General features: G+C 61.4%; 16 protein-coding genes. 9 read left to right on the forward strand and 7 right to left on the reverse strand.

What is annotated here, in order from left to right:
• Positions 1-3: 3 nt before the first annotated feature.
• From ABIE62_RS04695 to ABIE62_RS04705, 3 genes are read right to left on the reverse strand one after another with little or no spacing between them, the layout of a single operon-like run.
• Positions 4-1,233, reverse strand: a complete 1,230-nt coding sequence (locus tag ABIE62_RS04695; RefSeq protein WP_354323978.1) for a Coenzyme F420 hydrogenase/dehydrogenase, beta subunit C-terminal domain — start codon at positions 1,231-1,233, stop codon at positions 4-6.
• On the reverse strand, positions 1,226-2,458 hold the full coding sequence (locus ABIE62_RS04700; RefSeq protein WP_354323980.1) for a polysaccharide pyruvyl transferase family protein: 1,233 nt from the start codon (positions 2,456-2,458) through the stop codon (positions 1,226-1,228). Before ABIE62_RS04700 ends, ABIE62_RS04695 begins: the two co-directional genes overlap by 8 nt.
• A 48-nt stretch (positions 2,459-2,506) precedes the next feature.
• Entirely contained in the window at positions 2,507-3,001 is a 495-nt protein-coding gene (locus tag ABIE62_RS04705) for an acyltransferase (RefSeq protein WP_354323981.1), read from the reverse strand.
• A 79-nt stretch (positions 3,002-3,080) separates the two neighbouring features.
• Here ABIE62_RS04705 and ABIE62_RS04710 point away from each other — a divergent pair, with 79 nt between their 5' ends.
• A complete protein-coding gene (locus ABIE62_RS04710; protein ID WP_354323982.1) occupies positions 3,081-3,836 on the forward strand; it encodes an SGNH/GDSL hydrolase family protein in 756 nt (251 codons plus the stop codon).
• A 3-nt stretch (positions 3,837-3,839) separates the two neighbouring features.
• Here the strand turns inward: ABIE62_RS04710 and rfbB are convergent, their stop codons facing one another.
• Genes rfbB through rfbA form a run of 4 tightly spaced genes read right to left on the reverse strand, consistent with a single transcriptional unit; the run spans position 3,840 to position 7,174 of the window.
• Positions 3,840-4,889 (reverse strand): dTDP-glucose 4,6-dehydratase, encoded by a 1,050-nt coding sequence (gene rfbB, locus ABIE62_RS04715; protein ID WP_354323984.1) that lies wholly within the window; start codon positions 4,887-4,889, stop codon positions 3,840-3,842.
• The gene (gene rfbD / locus ABIE62_RS04720) at positions 4,882-5,739 is read right to left on the reverse strand and encodes a dTDP-4-dehydrorhamnose reductase (protein WP_354323986.1); all 858 of its coding nucleotides are present in this window, start codon (positions 5,737-5,739) and stop codon (positions 4,882-4,884) included. Before rfbD ends, rfbB begins: the two co-directional genes overlap by 8 nt.
• A complete protein-coding gene (gene rfbC / locus ABIE62_RS04725) occupies positions 5,736-6,281 on the reverse strand; it encodes a dTDP-4-dehydrorhamnose 3,5-epimerase (RefSeq protein ID WP_354323988.1) in 546 nt (181 codons plus the stop codon). Before rfbC ends, rfbD begins: the two co-directional genes overlap by 4 nt.
• Complete coding sequence (rfbA, locus tag ABIE62_RS04730) at positions 6,278-7,174, reverse strand: glucose-1-phosphate thymidylyltransferase RfbA (protein ID WP_354323990.1); 897 nt, start codon at positions 7,172-7,174, stop codon at positions 6,278-6,280. The genes rfbC and rfbA overlap by 4 nt, the downstream gene beginning before the upstream one ends.
• 231 nt (positions 7,175-7,405) lie before the next feature.
• Between rfbA and ABIE62_RS04735 the strand changes: the two genes are divergently transcribed.
• The 8 genes from ABIE62_RS04735 (at position 7,406) to ABIE62_RS04770 (ending at position 14,498) form a co-directional block, all read left to right on the forward strand.
• The gene (locus tag ABIE62_RS04735) at positions 7,406-8,551 is read left to right on the forward strand and encodes a nucleotidyltransferase family protein (protein WP_354323991.1); all 1,146 of its coding nucleotides are present in this window, start codon (positions 7,406-7,408) and stop codon (positions 8,549-8,551) included.
• 1 nt (position 8,552) lies between these two features.
• On the forward strand, positions 8,553-10,223 hold the full coding sequence (locus ABIE62_RS04740) for an ABC transporter ATP-binding protein (RefSeq protein ID WP_354323992.1): 1,671 nt from the start codon (positions 8,553-8,555) through the stop codon (positions 10,221-10,223).
• The gene (locus tag ABIE62_RS04745; protein WP_354323994.1) at positions 10,220-12,103 is read left to right on the forward strand and encodes an asparagine synthase-related protein; all 1,884 of its coding nucleotides are present in this window, start codon (positions 10,220-10,222) and stop codon (positions 12,101-12,103) included. Before ABIE62_RS04740 ends, ABIE62_RS04745 begins: the two co-directional genes overlap by 4 nt.
• Before the next feature lie 17 nt (positions 12,104-12,120).
• Positions 12,121-12,267 (forward strand): lasso RiPP family leader peptide-containing protein, encoded by a 147-nt coding sequence (locus ABIE62_RS04750; protein WP_354323996.1) that lies wholly within the window; start codon positions 12,121-12,123, stop codon positions 12,265-12,267.
• A 45-nt stretch (positions 12,268-12,312) separates the two neighbouring features.
• Entirely contained in the window at positions 12,313-13,260 is a 948-nt protein-coding gene (locus tag ABIE62_RS04755; protein WP_354323998.1) for a hypothetical protein, read from the forward strand.
• Between the two features lie 61 nt (positions 13,261-13,321).
• Positions 13,322-13,678 (forward strand): hypothetical protein, encoded by a 357-nt coding sequence (locus tag ABIE62_RS04760; RefSeq protein WP_354324000.1) that lies wholly within the window; start codon positions 13,322-13,324, stop codon positions 13,676-13,678.
• A 69-nt stretch (positions 13,679-13,747) separates the two neighbouring features.
• On the forward strand, positions 13,748-14,026 hold the full coding sequence (locus ABIE62_RS04765) for a PqqD family protein (RefSeq protein WP_354324002.1): 279 nt from the start codon (positions 13,748-13,750) through the stop codon (positions 14,024-14,026).
• A 28-nt stretch (positions 14,027-14,054) separates the two neighbouring features.
• The gene (locus tag ABIE62_RS04770) at positions 14,055-14,498 is read left to right on the forward strand and encodes a lasso peptide biosynthesis B2 protein (protein WP_354324004.1); all 444 of its coding nucleotides are present in this window, start codon (positions 14,055-14,057) and stop codon (positions 14,496-14,498) included.
• Positions 14,499-14,612: the final 114 nt, after the last annotated feature.

A 14,612-nucleotide genomic window follows, 5' to 3' on the forward strand; every position in this document is an offset into this window, starting at 1 on the left:
GCATCAATCCCTGCCCTGCCCTGTCAGCAGGCGGCGGAAGGTGCCAACGAAACTGCGCAAACTTTCCTTTACGCCCAGCCTATGCGCGGTGCGAACCAATGAGAGCTTGGCAAACCGCGGCCGCCTTCGGCCAGTTAACGCCATGGCCGCCAATCGCGGCAGCACCATGCCTTTGCGGCGCGCCTGAAACGGCTGCATATGACCAAGCGATTGCAGGCTCAGCGGCTCAGTCGCAATCGTGCCCGTCGCCATTGCCCGTGCCAGTATTGCCTCGCCGCGCTGTGTGCGGGTGAGAATGATGCTGCGGCCATCCATTTCTTCAAACAGAGGGTTGCCGTCCGCATCGCAATACCAGCCGTCGGCGCAGACGATATCGGCAAATTCGCCAATGCCATCAGGGCATATCTTGCAGCGGAACTGCAGGTGACGGTTGAGGATGCGGCCCCAACTGGTATCATAATCCATCGTCAAGATAGTGCCATCTTCGAGCCGCGCGGTGGCAAATCCCGGCCAGCCATCACCGCGATAGCGCAACGAAACGACCGCGCTTTCATCCTCCACCCCCATCGCCGAAAGCAATGCCGAAGTGCCGCGATAGCTCGGCACGCCTGCGCACATGAAGGCGATCATCACCGATACCTTTTCGTTGACCCGGGGATCGTAGCGGGCAAGCTGACGCAGACCTGCGACGTCGCAAGGCTTGCCGACAAACGCAAATTTCCCCGGCGCATCAAGCCGCACGCCAATATCCTCGAGCGGTGACGACGGTGCATAGCGCGAACCGGCAGCGTGAAACACATCGTCACGCCCGGTGCTGATCGCCAATGCATTGCGCACAGGCGATTGCGAGGACACCGCCGTTTGCACCACATAATCAATTTTCCGACTGGCAAGCAGATGCACAAGAATGCCCGACAATCCACCCCCCGATGAGGCATTGCGGCGCATCTCTATATCAGTGCTCCAGCCGAGGCGCGCGGCGATCAGCGGCCCCCAAACGGGGTGGTATTCGGCCTCATGCTGCGCGGGATCATGCCGGATATTGGCACCGGGGCAGACCGTGTCAATCATCCGTGCAAGCTCTGCGGAAACCTCTCCCACAACCTCGGGACGGCGATAACCCTCAGCCGTATCGCGCATCACGATCGGCGCATCGCCACCAACCGCCATACCCGCACACAGACCGCAACCCGAACACAGCCCATTGGCCTTGATGGTATCAAGATCATACATCGTGATTGCTCAACTTTGTCACGGTATCATCCAGCGCGGAAATATAGTGGCCAAGCCGCCGCTGTGCTTCGGCATTAGCCGCCACCGCCTCAGCGCGAAGTCCAGGCAAATCAGCCAATGCCGCGTCAAACCGAGCAAGCACCGCCGCGTTATCCTCACGCGTGAGATCGGCATTCCAGCCATACCCCAAGGAATCGAACAACCCGCTGAACTTGCGACTGTAGCCGAGCGGCACCACCGCCGTGCCTGACGAGATCGCCGCGATCGTGGCGTGCATCCTGCTGCCTGCAAACAGATCAAGGTTTGCGATGTAGCTTTTCGCCTGCGATGGCCCGGAAAAGCGCGGTGGCAAGATTGCCGCCGGGAAGCGCCGCTGCAATTCCTCGGCCAAAGCGTAATCGTCCTCGTAAGGCGTGGCCGCGGCGAGCACATGCGGCACGAGATGCAACTCGGCCCGTGGCTCGCGCGTTATCCGTTCCAGCAGCGCGTCGATCAGCGCCGGATAATCCACCGTCAGCCTGATCCGATCACCGCGTGCCAGTTCACGCCGATAGAGCAGCGCCGAAACATTCAGCCCAACCTTTATCGGCCCCGCCACAAGGTCGCGGTGCTGCTTCTCAGGCGCAGGCGTGAACGGCAGAGCAAAGGCAACATCCGTGGTCAACGCCGCGTTATGCGCCATGCCAAGTTCACCGAGCAGCTTGAACGATGCTTCGTCGCGCGCAAAAACCCGCTGCACAAAATTCATCGTCCCCACTGCGGCATGGCGGGCGACTGCGGTATGAAACGGGCCGATCGTCTGCGGGCTGAGGATTAACGGCCCTTTGGCACAGCGGGCTGCCCACTTTGATCCGATTATCAGCCAAAACCGGCGCACGGCATAAATATCTGAAAAACTGTCGCCACCGCCGATATCGAACACCACATCGCAGCTCCGCAGCGTCCGGTGAAGGCTTGAGAAGGGATTGATGAGCGACTTGTAGCCAATATTCTCGAAATGGTTCTCGAATACTATTTCGTGGCTGTAATCAAAGGTGCCGCGCACGCCCATCAGATGGAACACCGGTCGGCGGCCAGCCTTTACGGCAGCAGCGCCGATCAAGTTGGCGTTGGCGACACTGAGCGCGCCGACGCCAAGATTTTCGGAAAAGCAGGAATGCCAAAGTAAGCCCACGTTAAGCGGCACCGCTTCAGCGTTCAAGTGCGGCAAGGGGCGATCGGGCATTGATATTCCTTGCCCGGGCGGGCGTAAATTGGCGAAGTTGCCCTTCGTTTACAGAATTTTGCGATTGGGCAAATCGGCTGCCGATGGATCGGCTGCGCGGATGCGTTTTTCGGTTTCGTCCGCATCAAGAAAGCGGCCATAGGCACCCACCGCGATATCGCTGCGCATCAGCTTGGCCGGGTTGCCAGCAACAATCGAGCGCGGCGGCACGTCCTTGGTCACAACACTACCGGCTCCGATCACGCAATTGTCCCCGACAGTAATGCCGGGAAGGATGATGCTTCCCCCACCGATGAAGCAGTTGCGGCCGATATTTGTGTGCATGTACAGGCCGCGGGTGCGGTCATGGGTCAGTATCCGGGCGTTGAAGGCGACATAAGTATATTCGCCAATGTGCACGCCTTTGGGAAAGGTTAGGTCCGGCTTGGCACTAAGCGACATTTCTACTGTGGGATGAATGTCCATCTTCATCACCCCACGGAAAAGGCGCAGCCGTATTCCGGTAAGAAGCTTGCGCAAAACAGACAGTCGGGCGAGGTTCACCTTGTTCCTCCTTCAGACGCATCGAGCGCGATCGTACAGCGCCTTGACCCAAATCGCCTGCAGGCGCAATCCTGAGGGCGTGACAGCCCGGCCCCCTTTTCTGACCAGCGCAAAGAAAATCGCGCTGGCCGTGGCCGCGCTGTTGTTGGGCATGTTTGCCGCGCTTTGGCAAGAACTGCCGCAATGGCGATTAGGGGGCACGCAAAGCGCTGCGGCATCATCGGTTTCCCATCTGCTGGGTGATCTCGTCTGCCCTGCCAGGGGATCACACATCGCCATTATCGGAGACAGCCACGTTGCAGGAAGCCGAATGGGCGAAGGCGGCGCGCCATTTGGCGTGGTGCTCGAACAGTCGCTGGCAAGCCGCGTCAAGGTCGTGCGCTATGGAGTCGGAGGCGAGACAGCAATCGACGGCGAGAAACGCTGGCGAGGGCGAGACTTACCCGAGGCGGATCTGGTAATTCTCGTCTATGGCACAAACGATGCCGCGCCGCGTGGGTGGCTGGGCGACAAGACCACTGTTCCGGTTGACGATTACAAGGCCTCACTGAAACGTCAGATCGCAGGATGGCGCAATCGTGGGGCGCAGGTCGTTCTGCTCGCCCCGCCGCCAGGCGGCAGCACCGCGATCACCCGCAGGCTTTCCCCCTATCGCGAAGCAGCAGGGGCGGTTGGCCGGTCGGCGAAGGTTGCGGTGCTTGATCCTGCCGATGCCTTCACATCCTGCCCTTCGGCCCAACCCGTGTTGGTTGGCGACGCGCTCCATATGAATGCCGCCGGGCATGAGTGCCTTGGGTCATGGATGGCGCACCAATTCTGTCCTGCGCCCGGCTGAGGTTCAGCGCGCCAACAGCGGGCGCCACCAACTTTCGTGATCGAGATACCATCGCAATGTCTGGCGGAGGCCTTCGTCGAAGCCGTGCTTCGGGGCGTAGTTCAGTTCGGCGCGGGCTTTGGTCTCGTCGATGGCGTAGCGGCGGTCGTGGCCGGCGCGGTCGGTGACGAAGGTTTTGAGGGTTTCGGTTGGTTCACCGCGCGCTGCGGGCGCTTGCGGGTAGCGCTCGGCCAGCCCTTCGATCTCGGCAAAGACGCGGTCGACTTCGCGGCAGATTGCGGCGATCACTTCGAGATTGGGCAGCTCTGCCCCGCCGCCAATATTGTAGGTCTCGCCCGGTATTCCGCGCGTGAGGCAGGCTTCGATCCCGCGGCAGTGATCTTCGACGTGCAGCCAGTCGCGCACGTTCATCCCGTCGCCATAGATTGGCAAGGGCCGCCCGTGCAGCGCGTTGAGCAGAAACAGCGGGATCAGCTTTTCAGGGTATTGATAGGGGCCGTAATTGTTCGAACAATTGCTGGTCGTCACCTCCAGCCCGTAGTTGTGGTGATAGGCGCGCACCAGATGATCGGACGCGGCCTTGCTGGCCGAATAGGGCGAGTTGGGCGCATAGGGCGTGACCTCGCTAAAGGCCGGATCATGCGGGCCAAGCGAGCCAAACACCTCGTCGGTCGAGATATGGTGGAAGCGGTGGGCGCGTCCATCGCCAGCCAGCCAAACAGCCCGCGCGGCTTTCAGCAGGCTATTGGTGCCAAGGATATTGGTGTCGATGAAGGCGTCCGGCCCGGTGATTGACCGGTCGACATGGCTTTCAGCGGCGAAGTGGACGATGGTGGTGATGTCGCGGGTCTTTAGCAGGCTTTCCACCAGCGCGGTGTCACGGATGTCGCCTTCCACCAGTTCGGCATTGGTGCCTTCGAGCGTCGAGCGGTTGCCCGCATAGGTCAGCGCGTCGAGCACCGTCACCCCGTCGTCCGGGTGCTGCGCATTCCAGTAATGCACGAAATTGCCGCCGATAAAGCCGGCGCCGCCGGTGACGAGCAGATTAGCCAAGCTTTGCTTCCTCTTGCAGCATCAGGCGCAGGTTGGTGCGCCAGTGAACCGGGGTGTCGCCCAGAAACGCTCGCGTGGCGCTGCAATCGAGCAGCGAGAATGCCGGGCGCTTTGCAGGTGTGGGGTAATCGGCGGTGGTGATCGGGCGGATGGTAGGCATGCGCGCGATCAGACCAAGCGCGTGCGCTTCCTCGGCGATGGCGACCGCGAAATCGTGCCAGCTGCACGCCCCGTCATCGCAGTGATGGAAGGTGCCGGTCGCGCCCTTTTTAACCAGTGCCCAGATGGTGTGCGCGAGCCCGCTCGCCCAGGTCGGCGCACCCACCTGATCGGCAACCACGCCCAGTTCATCGCGCTCGTTCATCAGCCGGATCATGGTGCGCACGAAATTCGCCCCGCCTGCTTCGTAAACCCATGCAGTGCGCACCAGCAGGTCGTCGGCGCGCAAGTAATCCTCGCCTGCGACTTTCGTTCGGCCATAGGCAGACAGGGGGTTGCGGGCTGCTGATGGCTCGTAGGCCGCGCTTGCCTCGCCATCGAACACGAAATCGGTCGATATATGCACCAGCTTGCCGCCGCTTTCCGCCATCGCTGCGACCATCGCAGCCACCGCATCGGCGTTGATCGCGCGGGCCAGGTCTTCGTTGCTTTCGGCCTTGTCCACTGCGGTATAAGCCGCTGCGTTGAGAATGATGTCGGGCGCCTCCACCGACAGCCGCGCGCGCAGCATCGGGATATCGGTGAAGTCGCAATCATCAGCGCCGATCACGCTCACCTCGGCCCAATCCGGGGTCAGGCGTTGCAAAGCGCCGCCCAGCTGGCCGTTCGCGCCGGTGATCAGTACTTTCATGCAAACACCGGCACATCGCCGAGCGCCAGCCCGCGCGCGTCCTTGTCAGAGATGATCGGATCGATCCCTGCCGCCGGCCATGCAACCCCCACCGCCGGATCATCCCAGGCCAGGGTGTGTTCGGACTGCGGGGCATAGGGAGCGGTGCATTTGTAGAGGAAGTCGGTGTCATCCTCCAGCGTCAGGAAGCCGTGGGCAAAGCCTTCGGGCACCCAGAACATGCGGTTGTTGTCCGCGCTCAGTTCCACTCCGACCCACTGACCGAATGTCGGCGATGAGGCGCGCAGATCAACCGCCACATCGAACACCGCGCCGCGCGTTACCCGCACCAGCTTGCCCTGCGCACCCGGGTTCTGGAAATGCAGCCCGCGCAGCACGCCCTTTTGCGAGCGGCTGTGATTGTCCTGCACAAAGGTGACATTCAGTCCCGCTTGCGCAAACGCGGCCGTATTCCAAGTCTCCATGAAAAACCCGCGCGCATCACCGAACACGCGCGGTTCGATGATCAGCGGGCCGGGAATGGCGGTTTGAACAACCTTCACGCCAGCACCGGGTTTTCCAGCAGGCCAAGCAGATATTCGCCGTAGCCCGATTTGCGCAGCGGCTCGGCAATTTCACGCAAGCGGTCGGTGGTGATAAAGCCTTGCCTCCACGCGATTTCTTCGGGGCAGCAGATCTTCAGGCCCTGACGTTCCTCGGTGATCCGCACATAGGTCGCCGCATCGAGCAGCGAGGCATGGGTGCCAGTGTCGAGCCACGCGAACCCGCGCCCCATGATCTCGACCGCCAGCGAGCCTTCATCAAGATAGAGCCGGTTCAAATCGGTAATCTCCAGCTCGCCGCGCGGCGAGGGCGCAAGGTCGCGGGCGCGGTCCACCACCGTCTCATCATAGAAATACAGGCCCGTGACCGCGTAGTTCGATTTGGGCAGCTTGGGCTTTTCCTCGATCGACACCGCCTTGCCGTCCGCATCAAATTCCACCACGCCGAAGGCTTGGGGATCATTGACCCGGTAAGCAAACACGCTCGCCCCGCTGGCACGCGCATCGGCATTGCCCAACAATGCGGGCAGGCCGTGGCCGTAGAAGATATTATCGCCGAGGATCAGCGCGCTCGGCCCCCCGCGCACGAAATCCGCGCCGATGTGAAACGCCTGCGCTAGTCCTTCAGGCTTGGGCTGCACTTCATAGGACAGCGAAACGCCAAAATCCGACCCATCTCCCAGCACCCGCTGAAACTGCGCGGCATCTTCGGGCGTCGTGATAATCAGAATATCGCGGATCCCCGCCAGCATCAGCGTGCTGAGCGGATAATAGATCATCGGCTTGTCAAAAATCGGCATCAATTGCTTGGAAACGCCCCGCGTCAACGGGTAAAGTCGCGTGCCGGAGCCGCCAGCTAAAATGATGCCCCGCCTGTTGCTTCCAATTGCCATAGCGGGTGACCGCTGCCTCTCTAAATCAACCTAAATCAACACGTACCAACTTGACGCCGCATCGCAGCACGGTTTCCGCAGGTCAATCGCAAAGTGCCCGTCCGGCTTGCAGTCGCTTCAAATTGCCTTATCGCGGGAATGCTTGCCATCTGGCAATGGCCGCGGGACAACCGGGCAGCGATTACGTCGCGGGCTGGAGACCGAAAGAGTGATGCGCCGGATCTTATCGCCATGAACATTGCTGCGCTCGACCAGTACCTTGCGCGCTGCGTTTCCAGCATTCTGCGCGACGAGCAGGTTCCACCATGGCCGACGGAATGTTCCGGCGATGTAGACGCAGCGGCGCACCGGATTGCCTTTCACGGGGTTGCCCTGCTGATCGCGCAGGCCCCGGTGGCTTTCGCCACTTGGCCACCGGCGCTCGCCCGTGCGGTGCGGCAGCAGGCTGGGGTGCAATCGTTCTGGGAGGATAGCCACCGCGCCGCGATTGCCCCGCTGCTCGAAGCCTTCGCGGCAGCAGATATCCGTGCGATCGTCACCAAGGGGACCGCGCTTGCCTATTCGATCTATCACGATCCGGCGATGCGGAAGCGCGGCGACACCGACATCTTTGTGCCCGGCGCGCGCCGCAAACAGGTGAGGCAGGTGCTGCGTTCATGCGGCTGGCGCGAGGCTGGTGATACCAAAGCGCTGCAGGAAAGCTGGTTATGCGACACCGCCATCGGGTTTATCCCGACGGTCGACATTCATTGGCGCATCAATGCCAGCGCCGCCGCGTCGCGGATGATCGAGAGAGGACTGCGCTTTGACCAAACCATCGCGCTTGACCGCTTATCCTCCCTCGCTCGCGGCATCGGGCCGGTCGACAACCTCATCCTGATCGCGATCAATCGCGCCGCACACGGCCTGTTCGGGTATCATGTGGGGGCAGATGAAGTATTTGAAACTGACCGCCTGATCTGGGCGGTCGATACACACTTGCTGACCGGAATATTTGGTGCGAGCGATTGGCAGGCGCTGGGTGAGCGCGCCGCGTCCACGGGCACGCAGGCGATGGTGCACAACAGCTTGGCCTTTGCGCAGCGCACACTAGGCACAGCCGTGCCTGAGGCGGTTGCCGACACAATGGCACACGCACCGGAAAATCACGGCGTTGCCGCCTATTTCAGCTCATCCTCGCATCTGTGGCGCTTACGCCGCGACCTTGCCGCCTGCTCTGGGTTGAGCGAAAAGGCGCGCGTGTTTCGCTATGCCGCCCTTCCCGATGATGCGTTTTTGCAAGCCCGCTTTCCTGATGCGGACGGCTGGCCACGGCCCGCGCTGCACCTGCGCCGCTGGACTGAGGGCATCGGCAAACTGCTGATCGGGAAACGCTGACATGCGGCTGGCGTTTCTGCGGCATTGGACCAGCCGGTTTCGGGGCGAACTGGCGCTGATCGGGGGGCTTTCGCTCGCCAGTTCGGCGGTCACGCTGGCACTTCCGTGGCTGGCTGCCCAGCTTGCAGCCAGCATGGTTGGCGAAGCTGCGGTCAATCTCGATGAGACGCTGATCCTGCTGGCCGTCGCGCTGACCGGGCTGGCCGGGACAACGATCATGGTTGCGATCCTATCCGAACGGGCATCGGGGCGAATTCTCGCCAATTTGCGCAAGGAAACCCACGAACGCATTGTGGCGATGCCGATGGCGTTCCATGATCGCAGCCGCGGCGGCGACCTGCTCAGCCTGATGAGCCACGAGGTCGAAAACCTCAGCACCTTCCTCACGGCCACGCTGGCGCGGGTGCCATCAATGGCGATGACGGCGGCTGGTGCCTTCATCATCCTGTTCATCATCGATCCGGTGCTGACCTTCACCATCCCGATCCTGATCCCGCCGTTTTTCATCGTGATGAAGTGGGTGGGCAGGCGGCTCAGGGTGCTGGGCAGGCAGGTGCGCCGTGCCGAGGTCGATATCGTCTGGATTGCCGAAAGCGATATCGAGATGCTGCCCGCGATCAAAGCCTTCGCGGTCGAGCGCGAACATCGATCGCGCTACGCAGCGGCGGTTGAAAAGGCGCGGCTGCTGAAGCTGAAACAGGCCCGGATCACCGCCTTTATCGGACCGATTGTGGCGCTGGTGGCGGCCATCGCGGCGATCGTCATTCTGGTTATCGGCAGTGCGCAGGTTCAGGACGGCGCGCGCAGCCCCAGCGAAATGTTTGCCTTCCTGTTCTACGCCGCGCTGCTGACCCGCCCGGTCGGCAGCCTGGCCGATACCTATGGCAGATTTCAAATTGCCAAGGGGACACTTGCACGGCTGGAGGCAGTGTTCGCGATGCGGCCCGAACCCGGTTATGACCGCAAGCGTCGGATCGAACGGGCAAGGGGCGCGATTGCGATAGACGCGGTGAGCTTTGCCTATCCCGGCCGGCCGGCGGTGCTAACCAATGCGAGCCTTGCCATCGCACCGGGTGAAACCATCGCGCTGACGGGTGACAACGGCATCGGCAAATCCACCCTCGTCAACCTGATCCTGCGGTTTTATCAGCCGGATCAGGGGCGCATTACGCTCGACGGCGTGGATATTGCCGATCTGCAAGTTCAGGATCTGCGGCGGCAATTCGGCTATGTGCCGCAACGCCCCTTGCTGGCTTACGGATCGATTGCCGAGAATATCGCTTTCGGGTGCCCCGATCCTGACCCTGCGGCAATCGAAAAGGCGGCGCGGCTGGCGCAGGCGTGGGAGTTTATCGAACGTCTGCCGCGCGGGTTGGCGACCGAAATCGGCGATGGCGGCGTGCGGCTGTCGGGCGGGCAACGGCAACGGCTGGCGCTGGCTCGCGCGCTATTCCGCGATCCGCCGATCTATATTTTTGACGAAGCCACCAGCATGTTCGATCTCGACGGGGAAACCGCATTCATTCAATCCTGCGCCGATCTGCTGACTGACCGTACGGTGATCATCATCACCCATCGTCCCGCCAGTCTTGCGCTCGCCGACCGCATTATCGAGGTCACACCACAGGGGTTCAAGGTAATCGAGCAAGCTGAAGAAAAGGCCCGGCGATGAGCGGCATCTGCGGCGTCGTGCGGCTTGGTGGGGCCGCGTGCGCCCCGGACGAGCTTGCCGGAATGCTCCGATCCCTCGCTCCGCGCGGCCCGGATGGCAGCGCGGTGTGGGCTGAAGGGGCGGCGGCTCTCGGCCATGCGCTGCTGGCGACCACACCCGAAGCGCTGGAAGAACAGCTCCCCTTTCACCACGCGCCAAGCGGCTGCGTCATCACCGGCGACATACGGATCGACAATCGTGATGAATTGCTCGCTGCGCTGGGCCTAACCAATGCCGGGCGGATGATTGGTGACGGCGAATTGGTGCTGCGCGCCTATCTGCGATGGAGCACCGCCTGCCTCGCTCACCTGCTCGGCGATTTTGCCTTCGCCATCTGGGATGCGCCAAGCCAGCGTCTGTTCTGCGCCCGCGATCAGGTGGGGATGCGGCAACTGATCTACCATCACGCGCCCGGCCAGATTTTTGCCTTTGCAACCGATGCCGATGCGGTGGCCAGTCATCCCGCGATCCCGCGCCGGATCAATGAAGCGCGGATCGGCGATTTTCTCGAAGATCTTGAGGCCTGTGATCTGATCTCGACCTTCTATCAGGGCATCTACCGCCTTCCGCCCGCCCATGCGCTGATCGTGGAAGGCGATGTGCTGCGGATATGGCGTTACTGGGAGTTGCCGCCCCCCTCCTCGCTGCGGCTGGCAGATGATCGTGCCTATGCCGATGCCTTTCTGGAAGTCTTTACCGAAGCGGTGCGTTCGCGGCTTCGGGCGCCTGCGGGAAAGCTTGGGTCGATGCTGTCGGGCGGGATGGATTCGGGATCAGTCGTGGCGGTGGCTTCGCGGCTGTTGCAAAAGGCCGGGATGCCCCCGCTCCCCACTTTTTCAGCCACCGGCAGCGCCCGAGGCTGCGCCGAAACCCGCACCATCCGCGCGGCGCAGACCATGGCGCACCTCGCCCCGCACGACATCGCAATCGAGGATTTCGCCGCCCATGCGAATGAATTGGTGCGCCTGTCACAGCAGAGCGGTGAGCCGTTTGATGGAGATATGGCCATGCTGCGGGCGGTCTATCTTGCAGCGCAGCAGGAGGGCGTCTCCATTATGCTTGACGGGGTGGCTGGCGATACGACGTTGATGGCCGATGACATGGTCGCTTGGCGGCTGCGGCGCGGCGATATCATCGGTGCATGGCGCGAAGCGGCGGGAGCACGCCAGTTCTGGGGAGCGGAAATGCCGCCTGCCCCAACCTTTATCAACGGCGCAAGGCACGTTGTGGTGCCCGAAGGCCTGCGCGCGCTGCGCCGCCGCGCCGGGGCAACATCGCGCCAACGCCGCGCCGATCAAGCCAGCATGATCGCCCCCGCGCTTGCCCGGTCGATCAACATGGCAGAGCGCCGCGCCGCCCATGCCCGCCATATCGCACTGAAACTCGATGGTCGCTGCGATGACCGCCGCGCGCTGGTGATGCACCCCTATGTCGTGGTTGCCCGCGAGCGTTATGACCGGGTGGCGGCGCAATTCGGAATCGAACCGCGCGATCCGTTCCTCGACCGCCGCCTGATTGAATTCGTGCTCACGCTGCCCGCCGATCAGATCGAACATGACGGCTGGCCCAAGATCATCCTGCGTCGGTCGATGGCCGGGCTGCTGCCCGATGCGGTGCGCTGGCGCGTCGGCAAAGAGCATGTTGGCTGGCTGTTTGGCGACGCGGTGGCTGTCCATTGGCTGGGCGGAGCGAAGCCGGGGTGGACTGATGTGCTGCATCCATTCGTCCGATCAGAACGACTAACTGCGGTTGACGCCGCGCGGCATGGCCAGTTAGCAGTTGCAACACAAAAGACCTTGAGCTACCTGTTTTGGTGGATGTCCCGTTTTCGGGATAGGTGATTTTATGGGGATCAGACATGGCGCAGCGCAATGAGACCGCGAACGGCAAAGTCGAGTATTCACGCCCAAGGCTTGTAGTCTATGGCGAATTTGCCAATCTGACCGCAGGTGGCGTCGGATCGACCATCGAAGTGGGCAACAACGGCTCGAAGCGTCGCGCGTAAGATCGCAGGCGATCAAAGGGCATAGTCAGCATCATAACGACTGATTTGTTTGAAGAAATTATAGAGCGGGGTCCGTTTGTCACGGGCCCCCTTTCTGTTTGGCGGTTCGTGAATCTGGGCGCCCATATTCCTGTCGGCATCAACCTACCCGACCGACCCGCACTTTCCGATAAAGATCAGACCCCGCCGCTGCTGATCGAGCGGGACGGGGACGTGGTGTCATTCCATTTCCACGATGTCGCCCGCTTCCGGATCAACTTTGGCGATCGCTCCATTACCGGATTCGACATTAGCCCGGAAACCTCCAAACCCGTTCTCATTCACATCCTGCACGATCACATCGCGCCGCGCCTGCTGGCTGAACTGGGCGAATTGGTGTTGCACGCCAGTGCGGTGCGCTTTGGTGATCGACTAGCGCTGTTTCTGGGGCAGTCTGGTGCCGGCAAATCAACGCTTGCGACCAGCCTTCATCAAGCTGGCTGCGAGCTGCTGGGTGATGATGCGGCAATTGTCACGCCAGGGGTGAACGGTTTTCTTGCGCAGACCGTCTATCCAAGCCTGAGATTGTTTCCCGAAGCAATCACCAGCCTGCTTGGAAATGATGCAGCAACATCGCCGATGGCGGATTATTCGGACAAGCGGCACGTTCACCTCCCGACCCTTCCGAAATCAGCGGGTCAGCCAATGCCGCTCGCCGCCATGTTCTTTCTTTCTGGCGAATGCGGCGCGACCGATGCCGTTGCCACACCTATGAACAGCACCCGCGCTTGCATCGCGTTGGTCGAACAGAGTTTCTCGCTCGACCCCAAAGACCCGCGATGCGGTGCCCGGCGGCTGGCGGGGCTGTCGCAGCTGGCACTTAAGGTTCCGGCTTACCGGCTTTCCTATCCGCATGATTTCAACCGTCTCGGTGCAGTGCATCAAATCATCAAAGCCATCATGGATAACCGCAGACCAATACCGCTGGCCGAACGGCAAGGAAGCCTTTCGTGATGATCCGTGCCTCCAGCTAAGACATCGCCGCCTACGGCCAACCCGAACTTGTCGATGGCCGGTGACTGGATCAGAGCCCGGATCAAAGGCAAACTTAGCCGATCATCACTATGTGTGGTCATGGGACGGCGAAGTGATCGATTCCGCGACCGGTGAAACGCGCGGCGCATTCCGGCAGTCGACCTTTCTCAGCCGGGTCATTTCTGCCGATGATGCGAAGGCGGGGTCAAGCCAGCGCGTCCCGGCGCACTCACCCAAGGTGCAGATCGATACCGATTGCCTTGCGATAGCAGGCAGCGGATTTGATTTCGGCGGCATTGCCAAGGTGATGATGGAGCGTTACCCGCATCACCTGCCTGACTATCGCTCTGCACTCGATCATGTCGTCTCACTATTTTCCCGCTATCGCGAAAATTAGGGTCTGAGCCTTCCGCCGGCAACGCCCCGCGCACTGGCGGCGCGGGCAAGCATGATCCGGAGATTCTGTGTGACTGATATCCTCAATTCCCGCTGGACAATCAGCGATCAGGCGATCGCAAATCGCGTTGGCGATGAAATGGTCGTCTTGCACCTCGCCAATGGCACCTATTTCGGGCTCGATCCGGTCGGGGCACTGTTGTGGGAAGGCCTTACTGCTGGCAACCTCCCGAGCGAGGTGTGCGACAGAATCCTTGAACACTACGAAGTTGATCGTGATACGGCAGAACATGACCTGCGCACGTTTCTTGATGAATTGGCCGCAAGCGACCTTATCGCGCAGGCGTGATACGGCGTGCGTTAGCCCGTGATCTACGATGCGTAGCGCGTATTCTCTCCCACGCTTTTTGGTGCTTGCTCTACGCGGCTTGATTGACCTTGGCACCGCAAGGATCGGATTAGCCCGCATCAGGCCCCACGGCGTGATGGAGCGCAACCGCAAGGTGGCGATATTGCGTGCAACGGAAAATTCACCCGCCGAAATCGTGCGCCGTTGCGACGAGGCGGCGTTCTTCATCTCCCGCATGGCGGCGCGCGTGCCGTGGCGATCAGATTGCCTCGTTCAGGCACTGGCGGGGCAGCGCTGGCTAGCCCGCCTGAGCATCCCAAGCGAAATCGTGGTCGGGACAGCAAAATTGGCGAATGGTCAATTCGATGCCCACGCTTGGCTTCGTCACGGCGACCGGGTCGTATTGGGCGGTGATATATCCCGATTCCAGCCTTTGCTCAAACCGGATGCAACGGTTTTCAAGCAGGATTGAAATCGTCGAGCCCGTCAAGTTTTGCAAAACCCAATAAGCGCAGCTTAACGCGCTTTGGCAGCAGAAACACGCTTCGTTTACCGTTCCACCCTATCGAGCGGGTTGCCATGTATG

This window comes from Porphyrobacter sp. MBR-155 (assembly GCF_040547625.1).
Lineage (GTDB): Bacteria > Pseudomonadota > Alphaproteobacteria > Sphingomonadales > Sphingomonadaceae > Erythrobacter.

Excerpts from the sequence above, each read along its gene's own strand:
- ABIE62_RS04750 (WP_354323996.1), top strand. The coding sequence starts at position 12,121 with ATGGCGCAGCGCAATGAGACCGCGAACGGCAAAGTCGAGTATTCACGC.
- rfbD (WP_354323986.1), bottom strand. The coding sequence starts at position 5,739 with ATGAAAGTACTGATCACCGGCGCGAACGGCCAGCTGGGCGGCGCTTTG.
- ABIE62_RS04695 (WP_354323978.1), bottom strand. The coding sequence starts at position 1,233 with ATGTATGATCTTGATACCATCAAGGCCAATGGGCTGTGTTCGGGTTGC.
- ABIE62_RS04700 (WP_354323980.1), bottom strand. The coding sequence starts at position 2,458 with ATGCCCGATCGCCCCTTGCCGCACTTGAACGCTGAAGCGGTGCCGCTT.
- ABIE62_RS04745 (WP_354323994.1), top strand. The coding sequence starts at position 10,220 with ATGAGCGGCATCTGCGGCGTCGTGCGGCTTGGTGGGGCCGCGTGCGCC.
- rfbA (WP_354323990.1), bottom strand. The coding sequence starts at position 7,174 with ATGGCAATTGGAAGCAACAGGCGGGGCATCATTTTAGCTGGCGGCTCC.
- ABIE62_RS04735 (WP_354323991.1), top strand. The coding sequence starts at position 7,406 with ATGAACATTGCTGCGCTCGACCAGTACCTTGCGCGCTGCGTTTCCAGC.
- ABIE62_RS04770 (WP_354324004.1), top strand. The coding sequence starts at position 14,055 with ATGCGTAGCGCGTATTCTCTCCCACGCTTTTTGGTGCTTGCTCTACGC.
- ABIE62_RS04740 (WP_354323992.1), top strand. The coding sequence starts at position 8,553 with ATGCGGCTGGCGTTTCTGCGGCATTGGACCAGCCGGTTTCGGGGCGAA.